Origin of the sequence: Bradyrhizobium iriomotense, from assembly GCF_018129405.1 — a bacterium.
Classification (GTDB): Bacteria; Pseudomonadota; Alphaproteobacteria; order Rhizobiales; family Xanthobacteraceae; genus Bradyrhizobium; species Bradyrhizobium iriomotense_B.
In genome coordinates this window covers 264,904-281,365 of record NZ_JAFCLP010000002.1, presented here as the reverse complement: position 1 = coordinate 281,365, position 16,462 = coordinate 264,904, and the positions used below count along the sequence as shown (strand labels likewise).

Sequence of the window (16,462 nt, the reverse complement as noted above, 5' to 3'; positions counted from 1 at the left end):
TCTCCGATAGTCCCGCGGTCATACCAAGTTCACTTGCCCAATTCATTTGGTATCCCGCGCCTGACATAGTTAAGTGCCACCATACGCAGAATCAAATGGATAGGGACTAAATTCGCCGTGTCCGTCGGAATGGCAGCCCCCCGCGCGCCCTATGCCTGCGACCCCGATCGCAGCCGCGGCCGGCTGGTTGCCGAGCCCCCGAGCCGGACCCGCAGCCCGTTCCGGCGGGATTGCGACCGGGTGATCCATTCCACCGCGTTCCGCCGCCTGAAGTACAAGACCCAGGTGTTCGTGTTCCACGAGGGCGACCATTACCGCACCCGGCTGACCCATTCGCTGGAGGTGGCGCAGATCGCCCGCGCGCTGGCCCGTCAGCTCGGGCTGGACGAGGACCTCACCGAAACCCTCGCGCTTGCCCACGACCTCGGCCATCCGCCGTTCGGCCACGCTGGCGAGCGGGCGCTCGACGCCTGTCTGAAGGAGTTCGGCGGCTTCGATCACAATGCCCAGACCTTGCGCGTCGTGTCAGCGCTCGAGCATCGCTACCCCGAATTCGACGGGCTCAACCTGACCTGGGAGTCGCTGGAGGGCATCGTCAAGCACAACGGCCCGCTGACCGATCGCAGCGGCGCGCCGGTCGGCCGCTATTGCGAGCACGGCATTCCTGTCGGGATCGCCGACTACATCAAGGTCTACGATCTCGAATTGTGGAGTTTTGCTTCGCTCGAAGCCCAGGTCGCCGCTATCGCCGACGACATCGCCTATGACGCTCACGACATCGACGACGGCCTGCGCGCGGGCCTGTTCGATCTCGACGATCTCAAGGTCATGCCGCTCACCGCCGAGATCATCGACGGGATCGCGGCCCACTATCCTGATCTCGAAGACGTCCGGCGCGGTGCCGAGCTGGTGCGCGAGCTGATCTCGCATCTGATCGGCGCGGTGTTTGCCGAGGCGCAGAAGAACCTCGCAGCCACCAGGCCGCAATCGGCCCAGGACGTGCGCCGGCTGAGCCGGGCGCTGGTCGCGTTCCCCGCGGAGGTCGCCGAGGAGGAGGCCGCCATCAAAACCTTCCTTTACCAGCACATGTACCGCCACAAGCGGGTGATGCGGGTGATGGGGGAGGCCGAGCAGATCCTGTTCGACCTGTTCGCGAAATACCTGAAATCGCCGGCGGAGCTGCCGCCGGAATGGCTGGTCGGGGCGGAGGCGGACGACGAGGGCGACCGGGCCCGGCGGATCGGCAATTTCATTGCCGGAATGACCGACCGTTTCGCCCTGACCGAGCACCAGCGGCTTTTTGACTCGACCCCGGATTTGCGTTAGGCGGCGCCCATGCCCCAGACACCCTCATCCCTGCATCTGTTCGCCGACGTGCTCGCACGTGTGCACGCCGCCTGCCGCGCGCTCGCGGCGGACGCCAGCTGGCCCGAGGGCATCGATTTCTCCCGCGTGGTGGTCGAGCCGCCGCGCGACGCCACCCATGGCGACATGGCGACCAATGCCGCGATGGTGCTTGCGAAAGAGGCAAAGGCAAAGCCGCGCGATCTCGCCGAGCAGATCGCCGAGCAGCTGCGCGCCGATGCGTTGATCGCCAAGGTCGATGTCGCCGGTCCTGGCTTCATCAACCTGACGCTGAAGCCCGCGGCCTGGGCCGAGGCGCTGCGCACCGTGCTGCGCGAAGGCCCCGATTACGGCCGCGTCCAGGGCGGCTCCAAGGTCAATGTCGAATATGTCTCGGCCAATCCGACCGGGCCGATGCATGTCGGCCATTGCCGCGGCGCCGTGTTCGGCGACGCGCTGGCGAGCCTGCTCCAGTTCGGCGGCCATGACGTCACCCGCGAATATTACATCAACGACGCTGGTGCGCAGGTCGACGTGCTCGCGCGTTCCGCGTTCCTGAGGTATCGCGAGGCGCTCGGCGAGGATATCGGCGCCATCCCGGAGGGGCTCTATCCCGGCGACTATCTGAAGCCGGTCGGGCAGGCGCTCGCGACGGAACACGGCGACAAGCTGCGCGCGATGAGCGAGGCCGAATGGCTGCCGACCGTACGCGCCAAGGCGATCGCGATGATGATGGACGAGATCAAGGACGATCTCGCCGCCCTCAACATCCGTCACGACGTGTTCTTCTCGGAGCGCTCGCTGATCGAGACCGGCAACAACAAGGTCGCCGAGACCATCGATTTCCTGAAGGCCAAGGGCGATATCTACGAAGGTCGCCTGCCGCCGCCGAAGGGCGCGCCGGTCGAGGACTGGGAAGACCGCGAGCAGTTGCTGTTCAAGGCGACCGCTTACGGCGACGACGTCGATCGTCCGCTGATCAAGTCGGACAATTCCTACACCTACTTCGCCTCCGACATCGCCTACCACAAGAACAAGTTCGACCGCGGTTTTGCGGAGATGATCGACGTCTGGGGCGCCGATCATGGCGGCTACATCAAGCGCATGCAGGCGGCGGTGAAGGCGACGACCTCGGGCAAGGGATCGCTCGACGTCAAGATCGTCCAGCTCGTGAAGCTGCTGCGCAACGGCGAGCCGGTAAAAATGTCGAAGCGGAGCGGGGACTTCGTCACCCTGCGTGAGGTGGTGGATGAAGTCGGCCAGGATGCCGTCCGCTTTATGATGCTCTACCGGAAGAACGACGCGGTGCTCGACTTCGACCTCGCCAAGGTCATGGAACAGTCGCGCGACAACCCGGTGTTCTACGTCCAGTACGGCCATGCCCGCGGCCACTCGATCTTCCGCAACGCGCGGGCTGAGGTATTCCCGGAACTCCCCGAGGACGCCGGCAAGCGCATCGCCTGGCTCGCTGAGTCGGCGGTGGAACGGCTGTCTGACCCCGTCGAACTCGATCTTCTTAAGCGCCTCGCAATTTATCCGCGCATGCTGGAAGCCGCCGCCGCGGCCCATGAGCCGCACCGAATTGCCTTTTATCTCTATGATTTAGCCAGCGAATTTCACGCACTTTGGACGAAGGGGCGCGATTTGCCCTATTTACGCTTCATTATCAATAATGATGCAGATCTTACAAAGGCGCGACTGGCCATGGTCCAGGGCGTCGTCTCTGTCCTGGCATCGGGCCTCGCCATCCTCGGCGTCCATGCTCCGGACGAGATGCGGTAGTTTGGGGCGAACTACTTAAGGGGAATTCGGGGGTAACCGGCAGAAGCCGGATCGCTTAGACTTGGTTGAAAGCCTTGTGGGTCGAAAGCCGTGCCTTGGTCGAGGGGCGCGCGGCTTTCCCGAAGGGACGCATCATCACGATGGCCGAACGATATCACGACAGACCGTTTCCTTCCGATGACTATGGTCGCGGCGGCGATCAGCATGGGAAGGCGGAAAACGATCCGTTGGCCGAGCTCGCCCGCCTGATCGGACAGACCGATCCGTTCGCCGCGCAGGGCCGGCCCGCCGCGCGCCAGCCGGCAGCACCCGCGCAGAGCTATCAGGACGAGGACTACCGTCAGGACGATTATCAGCAGGACTATGCCGAGCCGGCCCCGCCGCCTCCGTCCGGGCCGCCGTCATGGATGCGCCGTGCCAACGTGCAGCCGCAGCCGGCCCCCGCGCCGGAGCCCGACTATCCCGTTTCTGTCAGCCCGGTTCATCCGTTGCACCGTTATTCCGCCCAGCCGGCCGCGCCGGAGCCTGATTTTCATCAACCGCAGGCCTATCAGGATCACGCTCACCAGGATCAGGCTTATCAGACCCAAGCTTATCAGCAGGAGCAGACCTATCAGGAGCCGTATCAGCAGCCCGATCCGTCGCGCTACGACGATGCGCTCTACGGACGGCTGGAGACGGGCGAGCAGGACTTTCAGCGCGATCCGGCCTATCCGGACGACCCTTACGCGTTCCAGAGCGACTATCCCGAGGCCGACCTCGACGAGCCGAAGAAGCAGCGCGGCGGCATGATGACGGTTGCGGCGATCCTCGCGCTTGCGGTGGTCGGCACCGGCGCGGCCTTCGCCTACAAGACCTACGTCGGATCGCCCCGCAGCGGCGAGCCGCCGATCATCAAGGCCGACAACACCCCGACCAAGGTCGTGCCGGCACCGACGGATTCCTCGGCCAAGGTGCCGGATCGCATGGTCACCGGTGACGGCACCGAGAAGATCGTGCCGCGCGAGGAGGCGCCTGTCGACGTCAACGCCAGGGCGGGCGGTCCCCGCGTGGTGTTCCCACCACTGAACCAGAATGCGAATCCGCCATCGGTGGCGAGCGTGTCGCCGTCTGCGGTGCCGCCGCCGAGCGTAGGGCCGACCCCGAGCAATGGCACGCTGCCGAACAATTCGCCGCGCCCGATCAGGACCGTGGCCGTGAAGGGTGATCAGACCGACAGCGCCACGCCCCAATCGGCCGCTGCCAAGCCGGCAGCAGCCGCGCCGAAGCCTGTTGCCGCGCCCGCTGCTCCGGCCGCGCCGCGCAATCCGCCGACCTCGGCCAATGCCAGCGCTAACCAGCCAATGTCGTTGGCGCCGCAATCGGTACCGGCGGCCGAGCCGCCGCAGCGGATGGCTGCGACCAACCCGACGCAAATTGCGCCCGCGAGCAGCGGTGGTGGTGGTGGCTTCATCGTGCAGGTCTCCTCGCAGCAGAGCGAGGACAGTGCCGCCGCCTCGTACCGGGTGCTCCAGAGCAAATATGGCAGCGTGCTCGGATCGCGCTCGCCGGTGATCAAGCGGGTGGATCTCAGCGACAAGGGCAAGGGCGTCGTCTACCGCGCCTTCGCCGGGCCCTACGGTTCGGCCGAGGAAGCGACGCAGGCTTGCAACAGCCTGAAGTCTGCAGGCCTTCCGTCCTGCTTCGTCCAGAGGAATTAGCGGCCGTTTCCTTGACCCCCTCGCGGGTCAGGGTTAATCGGCCGTTATGAGCACGCGGGCCTTCATTACCGGCGTATCCGGAACGGAACTGACCGCCGCCGAGCGGGAGTTCATCCGTGCCGAACGCCCATGGGGCTTCATCCTCTTCAAGCGCAATGTCGCGACACCAGCTCAAGTTGCTGCATTGGTTGCGGAATTGCGGGCAGTTGCGAATGCGCCTGATGCGCCGGTCCTGATCGATCAGGAGGGCGGACGCGTGCAGCGGCTCGGCCCGCCGCACTGGCCGGTCTACCCACCGGGGGCCGTGTTCGCGACTTTGTACGACACTGATTCGGTGCTCGGACTCACCGCGGCGCGGCTCAGCGCCCGCCTGATCGCGGCCGATCTCGCGGATCTCGGCATTACCGTGGACTGCCTGCCGCTGGCCGACGTGCCGGTACCGGGCGCCGACGCCGTGATCGGGAACCGGGCCTACGGCACCTCACCGGGCAAGGTCGCGGCGATCGCCCGCGCGGTCACCGAGGGCCTGGAGCAGGGCGGGGTGCTGCCGGTGCTCAAGCATATCCCCGGCCATGGCCGCGCCACCGCCGACACCCATTTCAAGCTGCCGACCGTCGACACGCCCCGGGACGAATTGGAACGGACCGATTTCGCGGCGTTCCAGCCGCTGGCGGATCTGCCGATGGCCATGACTGCACATGTTGTGTTTAGCGCCGTCGACCCCGCCCATCCGGCGACGACATCTGCGACAATGATTGCTCAGGTGATTCGCGGCGCAATCGGGTTCCAGGGTTTGTTAATGAGTGATGACGTGTCGATGAACGCGCTGGCGGGCAGCATCGCCGAGCGGACCCGCGCGATTTTCGCGGCCGGCTGCGACATGGCCCTGCATTGCAACGGCAACATCGACGAAATGCGCGAGGTCGCCGGTCAGACGCCGGAACTGTCCGGCAAGGCGCTGGAGCGAGCGTCCGCCGCGCTCGCCGCACGCAAGGCGCCGCAGCCGTTCGACCGGGCGGCGGCACGCACTGAGCTGGACGCATTGATCGCACGGGCAAACACGGCATCCGCATGACCGCAGAAATCCTATCGTTTGAAACCGGGCGGCCCGCAGAGCTCGCCGAGGGCGAGCCGGCGTTGGTGGTGGACGTCGAGGGCTATGAAGGCCCGCTCGACCTGCTGCTCGCGCTGGCGCGGCAGCAGAAGGTCGATCTCGCCAAGATCTCGATCCTGGCGCTGGCCGACCAGTATCTCCACTTCATCGAAGCCGCGCGAAAGATCCGGCTGGAGCTCGCCGCCGACTATCTGGTCATGGCGGCCTGGCTTGCATTCCTGAAATCGCGTCTGCTGCTGCCGGAGCCGCCGAGCGCGGAAGGGCCGAGCGCCGAACAGATGGCGACCGCGCTCGCCAACCGCCTGCGCCGTCTGGAAGCCATTCGCGAAGCCGCCAACCGGCTGATGAACCGGCCACAGTTGCAGCGCGACATCTTCCCGCGCGGCGAGCCCGAGCAGATCGCCGAGATCAAGCATCCGAAATACACCGCAACGCTCTACGACCTGCTCACTGCCTATGCCTCGCAGCGGCAGTCGCGCGTGCTGGCAAGCGTGCATCTGGCCAAGCGCACGGTGTGGTCGCTGGCGGAAGCGCGCGCCACGCTGGAGCGGCTGGTCGGCAGCATCACCGAACAGGACGACTGGGGTGTTCTCGATGACTTCCTGATCCGGCACGTCGCCGATCCCACGCAGCGCGCGACAGTGTTCGCCTCGAGCTTCGCCGCCGCGCTCGAGCTGGTGCGCGAGGGTCAGCTCGAGCTGAACCAGAAAGAGGCGTTTGCGCCGATCTATTTCCGGAAGGGGCGCCCTAAACCGGTTCCGGACGCAGCTCCTGCGCCCGACGCGCCGGTCGCTTAAGTGCAAGAAGGAGAGTCTGTCATGGCAAGCCTGGCTGAAGTGCGGGTAGAAGAGGCCGAGCCGATGGAGAACGAGACCCAGGCACGTCCCGAAGAGCTACGGCTGCTGGAAGCGCTGCTGTTCGCTTCGAGTGAACCGCTGGATACCGCAACGCTGGCCAAGCGCATGCCCGATGGCGTGGACGTCAAGGCCGCGCTTGAGCAGCTCCAGGCCGACTACGCCTCGCGCGGTGTCAACCTCGTGCGGGTCGCCAACAAATGGACCTTCCGCACCGCCGGCGATCTCGCCTGGCTGATGACGCGCGAGAGCACCGAGACCCGCCGTCTGTCGCGCGCCGCGATCGAGGTGCTGGCGATCATCGCCTATCACCAGCCGGTGACGCGCGCCGAGATCGAGGAGATCCGCGGCGTCGTCACCTCGAAGGGCACGCTCGACGTGCTGCTGGAGACCGGCTGGATCAAGCCGCGCGGCCGTCGCAAGACGCCGGGCCGTCCGCTGACGTTCGGAACCACCGAGGACTTCCTGTCGCAGTTCACCTTGGAACAGCTCGGCGACCTGCCCGGCCTGGAAGAGCTGAAGGGCACGGGCCTCCTGGATTCGCGCCTGCCGACGGGCTTCAGCGTGCCGACGCCGTCGGACGATCCGGCGCTGCGTGAGGACGAGGATCCGCTGGAACCGGGCGAGGACCTCGATCTGGCGCTCGCGCCGGCGGTCGAGCCCGAGGCGCCGGAAGGCGGCAATGAGGGCGGCGGCGAGGGTGGCAGCGAAGGCGGCGCCGAGGACTGACGTATCGTCCTTCTGAGGGGCCCTGCGACCGGTTAACACTAGCAAGATTACGTAGTGCCAACAGCGAATTGGCGCTGCCTTGGTCCTTGTTTTTGACACCCGCCAAGCCTAGGTTTCGGTGAAGATCGGCCGGGTCCCCGGCCATGCGCGTTTGGAGGGTTGCAGGATGGGTTCACTCAGCATTTGGCACTGGATCTTGGTGATCGCAGTGGTCCTGCTGCTGTTCGGCCGCGGCAAGATTTCGGATCTGATGGGCGACGTGGCGCAGGGCATCAAGGCGTTCAAGAAGGGCATGCAGGACGACGACAAGCCTGCCGAGAAGCCCGAGCCGGCCAAGTCCATCGAGCACAACGCCGCGCCGACCGCGGCACGGTCCGACGTCGGCAGCAAGGCCGTCTGAGCCAGAGAGCACGCGAGACGCGGGTAGCGGCCCGGATCCTGCGCGCAAGGGATTGGGCCGGTTGCGGCTTCGCGTGAACGGAAGACCTCATGTTCGACATCGGGTGGAGTGAACTGGTCCTGATCGGGGTCGTGGCCCTGATCGCCATCGGCCCGAAGGAGCTGCCGGGCGTGCTGCGCATGGTCGGACAGTGGATGGGCAAGGCCCGCAAGATGGCCGCCGAATTCCAGGGCCAGTTCCAGGAGGCGATGCGCGAGGCCGAGATGGCCGACCTCAAGAAGAGCTTTGATGAGGTCAAGGAAGCCGCTACTGGATTCAATCCACTGACCTCGCTCCAGAAGGACGTCAGCGACGCGCTCCGCGTCGATGCGCTGGACAAGCCGGCCGAGACGTCGGCCGCCACTGCCGTCGAACCGCCGGCGATTTCAAGTGAAACGCCGGCGACTTCAATCGAAGCGCCGGCGACTCCGACCACCCCAGAAGCCCCGACGCCAGAGACCTTCGTGGAAGCCGAGGCGCATGCGGCCGTGAACGAGCCGCTCGCCATCACCCGTGAGGTCGAGCAGGCAAAGGTCGCGCAGGACACCGCGCCATCCGAAGCGATCAAGGACGCCAAAGCGTCATGACCGACGCCGATATCGAGGCCAGCAAAGCCCCGCTGATGGACCACCTGATCGAGCTGCGCTCGCGGCTGATCAAGGCGCTGCTCGGCTTTGGCGTGGCCTTCATCTTCTGCTTCTTCTTCGCCAAGCAGATCTACAATGTGCTGGTCTGGCCGTTCGTGTGGGTCGCAGGGCCCGAGAACTCCAAATTCATCTACACGGCGCTGCTGGAATATTTCATCACGCAGCTCAAGCTCGCGCTGTTCGGCGCAGGTTTCATCTCGTTTCCGATCGTCGCGACGCAGATCTACAAGTTCGTGGCGCCAGGGCTCTACAAGCACGAGAAGCAGGCCTTCCTGCCGTATCTGGTCGCGACCCCGTTCTTCTTCGTGCTGGGCGCGGCGCTGGTCTATTTCGTCGTGCTGCCGATGCTGGTGCGCTTCTCGCTTGGCATGCAGCAGGCCGGCAGCGACGAGACAGCGCAGATCCAGCTTTTGCCCAAGGTCGGCGAATATCTGTCGCTGATGATGTCGCTGATCTTCGCCTTCGGCATCGCCTTCCAGCTCCCGGTGATCCTGACGCTCCTCGGCCGCATCGGCATCGTCACGTCGAAAATGCTGCGCGAGAAGCGGCGGTATTTCATCGTCATCGCCTTCGTGATCGCGGCTGTGCTGACGCCGCCCGATGTGCTGAGCCAATGCTCGCTGGCGATCCCCTTGCTGGCGCTCTACGAGGGCTCGATCATCGCGGTGGGGATGGTGGAGAAGAAGGCGGCGGCCTCGTCGCAGGCGACCGGTACCGACGTGTCGACGCCGGCCAATCCGGCGGAGTAGGGACTCGGTGTCATTCCCCGCGAAGGCGGGGAATCCAGTACGCGGCCGCCTATCGGGGAATCACTGACGTCTCTGGAATACTGGATCATCCGCCTTCGCGGATGATGACAGCTGTGCTAGGGGAGGCGCGCTGACGTACAACGTTTGCCGTTGTATGTTTACGCGCAGCCCCAGGACCACGGCCATGCACGACATCAAATCGATCCGCGATAACCCGCAAGCCTTCGACGACGGCCTCGCCCGGCGTGGCCTGAAGCCGCTGTCGGCGTCGCTGCTGGCGATCGATGAGAGGCGGCGGGCGGCGATCCTGGCCTCCGAGCAGGCGCAGGCGCGGCGCAATGCGGCCTCGAAGGAAATCGGCGATGCCAAGAAGGCGAAGGACGAGGCGCGCGCGACCACGCTGATGGCCGAGGTCGCCGAACTCAAGACCACGATGCCCGAGCTCGAAGCCGCCGCAAAAGCCGCCGACGAGGAGCTGACCAAAGAGCTGTCCGCGATTCCGAACATTCCGTTCGACGAAGTGCCCGACGGCGTCGACGAGCACGGCAACGTGCAGCACCATTTGTTCGGCAACAAGCGCAATTACAGCTTCGCGCCGAAGCTGCATGACGATCTCGGCACGGCGCTCGGCTACATGGATTTCGAGACGGCCGCAAAACTCTCCGGCGCGCGCTTCGTCGTGCTGAAGAAGGGGCTGGCGCGGCTCGAACGCGCCATCGGTCAGTTCATGCTCGATCTGCACACGACCGAGCACGGCTACACCGAAATCAACCCGCCGCTGCTGGTGCGCAACGAGGTGATGTTCGGCACGGGACAATTGCCGAAATTCGAGGACGATCAGTTCTGGGCGATCAAGGGCGAGCTGCTCGCCTCGCCAGATCATGAGCGGCTGAAGACCGAGCGCCTCGGCCTCATTCCGACCGCGGAAGTCTCGCTCACCAACCTCGCGCGCGAATCCATCCTCGACGAGAAGCAATTGCCGATGCGCTTGACCGCGCTGACGCCCTGCTTCCGTGCCGAGGCGGGCGCCGCGGGGCGCGACACCCGCGGCATGATCCGGCAGCACCAGTTCACCAAGGTCGAGCTGGTCTCGATCACGACGCCCGAGACCAGCAAGGACGAGCTGGAGCGGATGCTGTCCTGCGCCGAACAGGTGTTGCAGAAGCTCGACCTGCATTATCGCGTGATGACGCTCTGCGCAGGAGATATGGGATTTTCGTCGCAGAAAACCTATGACATCGAGGTCTGGATGCCCGGGCAGGGCGATGGCGGCATGTTCCGCGAGATCTCGAGCTGCTCGGTCTGCGGCGACTTCCAGGCACGCCGCATGGATGCGCGCTCGCGCGGGCCCGACGGCAAGCCACGCTTCGTGCACACGCTGAACGGCTCCGGCACTGCGGTTGGCCGCGCGCTGATTGCGGTGATGGAGACCTATCAGCAGGAGGACGGCTCGATCGCGGTCCCCAGCGTGCTCCAGCCCTATATGGGCGGGCTGAAGGTGATCGCGCGCGAGTAGGGTTGCGAAGATCGGGCGGCTGGCTATCCTGCCGGCCCGTCAACGCGAACCTACCGTCCATGGCCTTGCACCGCGATATCTTCTGGGTCGGCAGACAATGGGCGGTGACGGGTGCCGGCATCCAGGCCGTCGACCAGCGTTTGCGCGGTGTGCTCGACATCGAGATCGCGCGGCTCTGGGATGAGGATCTCGTGCAGAGCCGGCGGGCCAAGCCCGGCGTGAATGCCGCTGACTTCGACAAGGCACTGACGGTGGCACGCGAACGTTTTCCGCAGACACCGGACCCGATCGTTGCGCAGCTGGCGGCACTCGGCGTGGTCGAGACGCCCGTCGAAAGCCCGGTCCTGCCGGCAATGCAGCTGCGGGTCGAAGGCCGGCTGGCGCGCTTCCTGCCGCAATGGCGCGTCCGCCGGTAACAGGACCAGGCTAGGGAACCCGGCCGGCCGGCCCCGAAATTGGTCCGGTTTGCCTGATCGGCCATAGCCGGATAAGACGGCTCGGACCCCGCTTTCTGGAATCGACCTCTCTCATGCGCATTCTCTGCACCAATGACGACGGCATCCACGCTCCCGGCCTCACGGTCGTGGAGGAGATCGCGCGTGCCTTGTCCGACGACGTCTGGGTAGTGGCGCCCGAGCTCGACCAGTCCGGCGTGTCGCATTCGCTGTCGCTGAACGATCCCCTGCGCCTGCGCGAGGTCGGTCCGCGGCACTTTGCCGTGCGCGGCACTCCGACCGACTGCGTGATCATGGGAGCGCGGCATATCCTCGGCACCAAGCCGCCCGATGTCGTGCTGTCGGGCGTCAACAAGGGCCGCAACGTCGCCGAGGACGTGGTCTATTCCGGCACCATCGCCGGCGCACTGGAAGGCACCATCCTCGGGCTGCCATCGTTCGCGCTGTCGCAGGAGTTCAGCGTCGAGACCCGCGAACGGCCGCCGTGGGACACCGCGCGCAAATTCGGTCCCGACATCCTGCGTAAGGTGATCGCCGCGGGCATCCCGAAGGACACCGTCATCAACGTCAATTTCCCGTCCTGCGCGCCGGAAGATGTGCTCGGCATTCGCGTCACCCGCCAGGGCAAGCGCAATCTCGGCTTCCTCAGGATCGACGAGCGCAGGGACGGGCGCAACAACCCCTATTTCTGGATCGGCTTCGAGCGCGCGGCGATGATGGATACGCCGGCCGACGGCACGGATCTCGCTGCGCTGCGCGATCGCTATGTCTCGGTCACGCCGCTCAGACTCGATCGCACCAACGAGGCGTTCTCGGAAGCGCTGAGCGCGACGCTGAAGTAGCGGTTCGCGACGAACCTGTAGCCCGGATGGAGCGAAGCGCAATCCGGGGCCGTCGTTGCACGTGGCGAAAATCCCGGATTTCGCTGCGCTCCATCCGGGCTACGGAAGTGTCCTAGCTGCCTCGAAGGGCGGCCTCGATGGTCTTGCCGAGCGCGTCGAGCTGGAACGGCTTCTGCAGCGCCGGCCGGTCGCGATACTGTTCGGGCAGGCCGGAGGAGCCGTAGCCGGTGGCGAAGATGAACGGGCAGCCCTTCGCCCTGATCACATCGGCGACCGGCGAGATGACCTTGCCGTTGACGTTGACGTCGAGGATGGCGATGTCGAACTCGGTGGCCTGGGCGAGCCGCATGGCCTCGGTGATATCGCCGGCTTCGGCTGCGACCTTGTAGCCGAGCTCTTCGAGCATGTCCGCGACCATCATCCTGATCATCACCTCGTCCTCGACGAGGAATACAGAGCGGCCCGAAAGCCCTGTCGCAGTCATTGTCGGTGAGTCCTTGCCCATTTGCGAAAACGTTCGCAGATAACGCGAATCGACGCAATGCGCGTTTCGGCGAACGAGCGCCCGAAAATGGCCTTCGCGGCCAGACCGCTGCAGGCCAATTTGTGGTCAAATACTGCAGCAAAAGGCTATCATGGGTTCCTGGGCAGGAACAAGATTCTCGCCCGGGCCTTGAGCTCTGCAAGCGACGATCCGGACCCGACGAGACGATACAAGCAGCGATGACCCCCAATCAGCATCCGCCGGAAAAGATGATGTTTCAGCTCACGCTGAGGCGTCGGGGCATCAGCGATCAGGCGGTGCTGAGGACCATGGAGGAGGTGCCGCGCGAGCTTTTCGTCGATGAGGCCGATCGCGAGGTCGCCTATCGCGATAGCGCGCTGCCGATCGCGTGCGGGCAGACCATCAGCCAGCCCTTCGTCGTTGCCTACATGACCGAGCAGCTCCAGCTCCAGAAGCATCACCGTGTGCTCGAGATCGGCGCGGGCTCCGGCTATCAGGCGGCGGTGCTGTCGCGGCTCGCAGGCAAGGTCCTGACCGTCGAGCGCTATCGCAAGCTGGCCGATGCCGCACGCGCCAGGCTCGAAAAGCTCGCTTGTCACAATGTCGAGGTGATGCTCGGCGACGGTCTCAACCTGCCGCCCAATATCGGGCCGTTCGACCGCATCATCGTCACCGCCGCGGTGGAGCAGCTTCCGGAGAACCTGGTCGAGCGGCTCGAGGTCGGGGGCATCCTGATCGCCCCGGTCGGGCCGCATCAGGGCGTGCAGACGCTGATCCGCCTGACCCGGACCGAAGCCGGGATCGAGCGCAAGGAACTCGTCGACGTCCGCTTCGTCCCGGCACTGCCCGGCGTGGCGCGGGAGCTGTAGAATTCCGGATTGGCTGTTCCGCCAACATCTTATTGGGAGGGTTAAGCCGTTATTTACTCGGCGCGTGTTTACTTAAAACACCAGTTCTGTTGCGTACGAGTGAGTAACCATGTCTGTCGTCGTCGAGTTGCTTTACTCGCGCCGCGTGCCGCAGGTCGCGGTGCTGGCGCTGATCTCCTTCAGCTTCGCAGGGTGCAGCGCCGACATGTCGTCGCGGCTGTCCCAGTCGAATTTCTCCAATCCTTTCTCATCTGAATCGACCGGTTCGGTGCAGCAGGCCCCGCCGCCGCAGCAGCCGCGTGAGCTGCCGCAATATGCGCGGCCGCAGACGCAGCCCGGTTACTATCAGTCGCAGCCCTTGCCGCCGCCGGCGGTGTCCGCGCCGCAATCCTATCCCGTCACCTCGGGCGCCGGCGTGTCCGGAGGCGGCCGCGGCGTCAGCTCCTACGCGCCCCCGGCGCAGCCGCATCTGGAGACCACGGCCACCGTGCCGCCGCGCTCGGTCGCGGCCGCCCAACCGGCCGGCGGGACCAAGATCATCGTCGGCACCAGCGACACCCTCGACGTGCTCGCCAAGCGCTACCATGTCACGCCGCAGGCGATCCTCGCCGCCAACGGCTACAAGGGTCCGCGCGCGCTCTCGCCCGGCCAGCAGCTGATCATCCCGCATCCAGCGACGGCCGCAGCGCCCGCGCCGGCGATGGCTCCCATTGCGGCAGCGTCTGCTGCGAAGCCGGTCGCGGCCGTTGCGGCGCCGCCGAGCACTCATTTCGTCAATCGCGGCGACACGCTCGCGAGCATCGCCCGCAAGAACCACATCTCGGCGGTCGAGCTGGCTCGTGCCAATGGCCTCGATCCGTCGGCCAAGCTCAAGCTCGGCACCAAGCTGACCGTGCCCGGCGCCAAGACCGCTGCGATCGCGGCGCCGGTTGCCGCGGCGCCCGTCGCAGCGGCACCGGTTGCAGGAACGTTGCAGCCCGTTGCCGCTGCTCCGGCACCGGCTCCCGCCACCAAGATGGCGGCTGTCGCTCCCGTGCAGAGCGCGCGCTTGGCCCAGGCAACGGCGAACGTCGAAGAGAAGCCCGCCGAGACGCCGGCGAAGGCTGCGGAGGCCACCGGCGCGCTGCCGACCTTCCGCTGGCCGGTGCGCGGCAAGGTGGTCACGACCTACGGCGCCAAGACCAACGGCAAGTCCAACGACGGTATCAATCTCGCAGTGCCCGAGGGTACGCCGGTGAAGGCGGCTGAAGACGGCGTCGTCGCCTATTCCGGCAACGAGCTGAAGGGTTACGGCAATCTGGTCCTGGTTCGGCACTCCAACGGCTACGTCACCGCATATGCCCATGCGAGTGAGCTGCTGGTGAAGCGCGGCGATACCATCAAGCGCGGTCAGGTCATTGCCAAGTCGGGTCAATCCGGTGAGGTGGCGTCGCCGCAGCTCCACTTCGAGATCCGCAAGGGATCGAGCCCGGTTGACCCGCTTCAATTCCTGAACGGGGCGTGAGGCGCGGGCCCACAGAGTCGGGCGCGCAATCACCACAAATATGCTGTCATCGCCCGTCTTGTGCGCATTGCGCACTCGAGCGGGCGATCCAGTATTCCAGCGGCGGCGATCGCCAAGCCGAGAAGCTGCCTCGAACCATGGCGTACGGAAAATCAAATTTCGAAAAACAACCCCATGCAAAGTAGCCGATGGCTGTCGGTGCGATCGTCTAGTGTTTTGAGACTGCTTCGGTTTCGACGGCGCAACGGACATGGCTGGGCTTGCCAGCGACCCAGCGCCGGCGTGAAAACCCAACCCTGAACCCTTGATCTAGATCAACCTGGAAGAGTGGCGTTCCGTTTTCGTGGCGGCGCAAGCCAATGATGCACGGGTCCGGAGATCGGCATGAAGCTGGCTGATACGAAATCGTCGCCTGATCCCGGACAATCGTTCCAGCATCCAGCAGATGAGGGGATGCTGTACGTGCCGGGCGGCACGTTTCGCATGGGTTCGGATCGGCACTATCCGGAGGAAGCGCCGGTCCACCGCGTCACCGTGGATGCGTTCTGGATGGATCGCCATCCAGTGACGAACCGGCAATTCAAGGCATTCGCCAGAGCTACCGGCCACGTCACCGTTGCCGAGATCACGCCCGATCCAAAGGATTATCCCGGAATTCTCCCGCATATGATCTACGCGGGTTCGCTGATGTTCTCTCCGCCCGCGTATCCGGTCAATCTCCGGGACTTCAGCCAGTGGTGGACCTTCGCCAAAGGCGCGGACTGGCGGCATCCCTATGGACCCGGAAGCGACATCCGTGGGCTGGACGATCATCCCGTCGTGCATGTGGCGTTCAGCGACGTGATCGCCTACGCAAGATGGGCCGGCAAGGATTTGCCGACCGAGGCGGAATGGGAATTCGCGGCGCGCGGCGGGCTGGACGGTGCCGAGTTCGCATGGGGAGATGAATTTACGCCCGAGGGCCGTCACATGGCCAACACCTGGCAGGGCGAATTTCCACGCCATAACACTGGGGACGACGGGTACGAACGGACATCGCCGGTCACCGCGTTTCCGCCGAACGGATACGGGCTGCACGATATGATCGGCAACGTCTGGGAGTGGACGTCCGACTGGTACGCGCCTCGGCATGAGGCCGACGCTGCAAAAGCCTGCTGCATTCCAGAGAACCCGCGCGGCGGCCGCGAGGCCGATAGCTACGACCCCAGAACGACCAACGTCAAGATTCCACGCAAGGTCATCAAAGGCGGCTCGCATTTGTGCGCGCCGAATTACTGCCGGCGCTACCGGCCGGCTGCGCGGCATGCGGAGCCGGTCGACACATCCACGAGTCATCTTGGATTTCGGTGCATCAGACGAGGTGTCTCCAACGCATCATAACGGGAGAGGAATGCCATGTTGAATTGCGTATTC

Annotated in this window: 16 protein-coding genes; 15 read left to right on the top strand and 1 reads right to left on the bottom strand. The window is 65.2% G+C overall.

The window, feature by feature from the left end; translation table 11 throughout:
* Positions 1 to 117 precede the first annotated feature (117 nt).
* The 12 genes from JQ592_RS06045 (at position 118) to surE (ending at position 12,171) form a co-directional block, all read left to right on the top strand.
* Complete coding sequence (locus tag JQ592_RS06045; protein WP_211401994.1) at positions 118 to 1,326, top strand: deoxyguanosinetriphosphate triphosphohydrolase; 1,209 nt, start codon at positions 118 to 120, stop codon at positions 1,324 to 1,326.
* Positions 1,327 to 1,335: 9 nt separating this feature from the next.
* Complete coding sequence (gene argS, locus JQ592_RS06040) at positions 1,336 to 3,126, top strand: arginine--tRNA ligase (protein ID WP_211401993.1); 1,791 nt, start codon at positions 1,336 to 1,338, stop codon at positions 3,124 to 3,126.
* Between the two features lie 140 nt (positions 3,127 to 3,266).
* Complete coding sequence (locus JQ592_RS06035; protein ID WP_211401992.1) at positions 3,267 to 4,826, top strand: SPOR domain-containing protein; 1,560 nt, start codon at positions 3,267 to 3,269, stop codon at positions 4,824 to 4,826.
* 46 nt (positions 4,827 to 4,872) lie between these two features.
* Positions 4,873 to 5,901 carry a beta-N-acetylhexosaminidase gene (nagZ, locus tag JQ592_RS06030; RefSeq protein ID WP_211401991.1) on the top strand — a complete coding sequence of 343 codons (1,029 nt, stop codon included), beginning with the start codon at positions 4,873 to 4,875 and terminating at the stop codon, positions 5,899 to 5,901.
* Complete coding sequence (locus JQ592_RS06025; RefSeq protein WP_018642200.1) at positions 5,898 to 6,737, top strand: segregation and condensation protein A; 840 nt, start codon at positions 5,898 to 5,900, stop codon at positions 6,735 to 6,737. Before nagZ ends, JQ592_RS06025 begins: the two co-directional genes overlap by 4 nt.
* A gap of 21 nt (positions 6,738 to 6,758) precedes the next feature.
* Entirely contained in the window at positions 6,759 to 7,523 is a 765-nt protein-coding gene (scpB, locus tag JQ592_RS06020) for an SMC-Scp complex subunit ScpB (protein ID WP_211401990.1), read from the top strand.
* A 166-nt stretch (positions 7,524 to 7,689) separates the two neighbouring features.
* Entirely contained in the window at positions 7,690 to 7,923 is a 234-nt protein-coding gene (locus JQ592_RS06015; RefSeq protein WP_018642198.1) for a twin-arginine translocase TatA/TatE family subunit, read from the top strand.
* Positions 7,924 to 8,012: 89 nt separating this feature from the next.
* Positions 8,013 to 8,549 (top strand): Sec-independent protein translocase protein TatB, encoded by a 537-nt coding sequence (tatB, locus tag JQ592_RS06010; protein ID WP_211401989.1) that lies wholly within the window; start codon positions 8,013 to 8,015, stop codon positions 8,547 to 8,549.
* Positions 8,546 to 9,358: a twin-arginine translocase subunit TatC gene (gene tatC, locus JQ592_RS06005; RefSeq protein ID WP_211401988.1), complete on the top strand. Its 813-nt coding sequence runs from the start codon at positions 8,546 to 8,548 to the stop codon at positions 9,356 to 9,358. Before tatB ends, tatC begins: the two co-directional genes overlap by 4 nt.
* Positions 9,359 to 9,542: 184 nt before the next feature.
* A complete protein-coding gene (gene serS, locus JQ592_RS06000) occupies positions 9,543 to 10,874 on the top strand; it encodes a serine--tRNA ligase (RefSeq protein WP_211401987.1) in 1,332 nt (443 codons plus the stop codon).
* 59 nt (positions 10,875 to 10,933) lie between these two features.
* Complete coding sequence (locus JQ592_RS05995; RefSeq protein WP_211401986.1) at positions 10,934 to 11,290, top strand: hypothetical protein; 357 nt, start codon at positions 10,934 to 10,936, stop codon at positions 11,288 to 11,290.
* Between the two features lie 113 nt (positions 11,291 to 11,403).
* On the top strand, positions 11,404 to 12,171 hold the full coding sequence (gene surE / locus JQ592_RS05990) for a 5'/3'-nucleotidase SurE (protein WP_211401985.1): 768 nt from the start codon (positions 11,404 to 11,406) through the stop codon (positions 12,169 to 12,171).
* Between the two features lie 112 nt (positions 12,172 to 12,283).
* Here surE and JQ592_RS05985 read toward each other — a convergent pair whose 3' ends face one another.
* Complete coding sequence (locus tag JQ592_RS05985; protein ID WP_211401984.1) at positions 12,284 to 12,655, bottom strand: response regulator; 372 nt, start codon at positions 12,653 to 12,655, stop codon at positions 12,284 to 12,286.
* Positions 12,656 to 12,894: 239 nt separating this feature from the next.
* Between JQ592_RS05985 and JQ592_RS05980 the strand changes: the two genes are divergently transcribed.
* The 3 genes from JQ592_RS05980 (at position 12,895) to JQ592_RS05970 (ending at position 16,429) form a co-directional block, all read left to right on the top strand.
* Positions 12,895 to 13,545 (top strand): protein-L-isoaspartate(D-aspartate) O-methyltransferase, encoded by a 651-nt coding sequence (locus JQ592_RS05980; protein ID WP_211401983.1) that lies wholly within the window; start codon positions 12,895 to 12,897, stop codon positions 13,543 to 13,545.
* A gap of 109 nt (positions 13,546 to 13,654) precedes the next feature.
* Entirely contained in the window at positions 13,655 to 15,049 is a 1,395-nt protein-coding gene (locus JQ592_RS05975) for a LysM peptidoglycan-binding domain-containing M23 family metallopeptidase (protein WP_211401982.1), read from the top strand.
* Between the two features lie 384 nt (positions 15,050 to 15,433).
* On the top strand, positions 15,434 to 16,429 hold the full coding sequence (locus JQ592_RS05970) for a formylglycine-generating enzyme family protein (RefSeq protein ID WP_211401981.1): 996 nt from the start codon (positions 15,434 to 15,436) through the stop codon (positions 16,427 to 16,429).
* Positions 16,430 to 16,462: the final 33 nt, after the last annotated feature.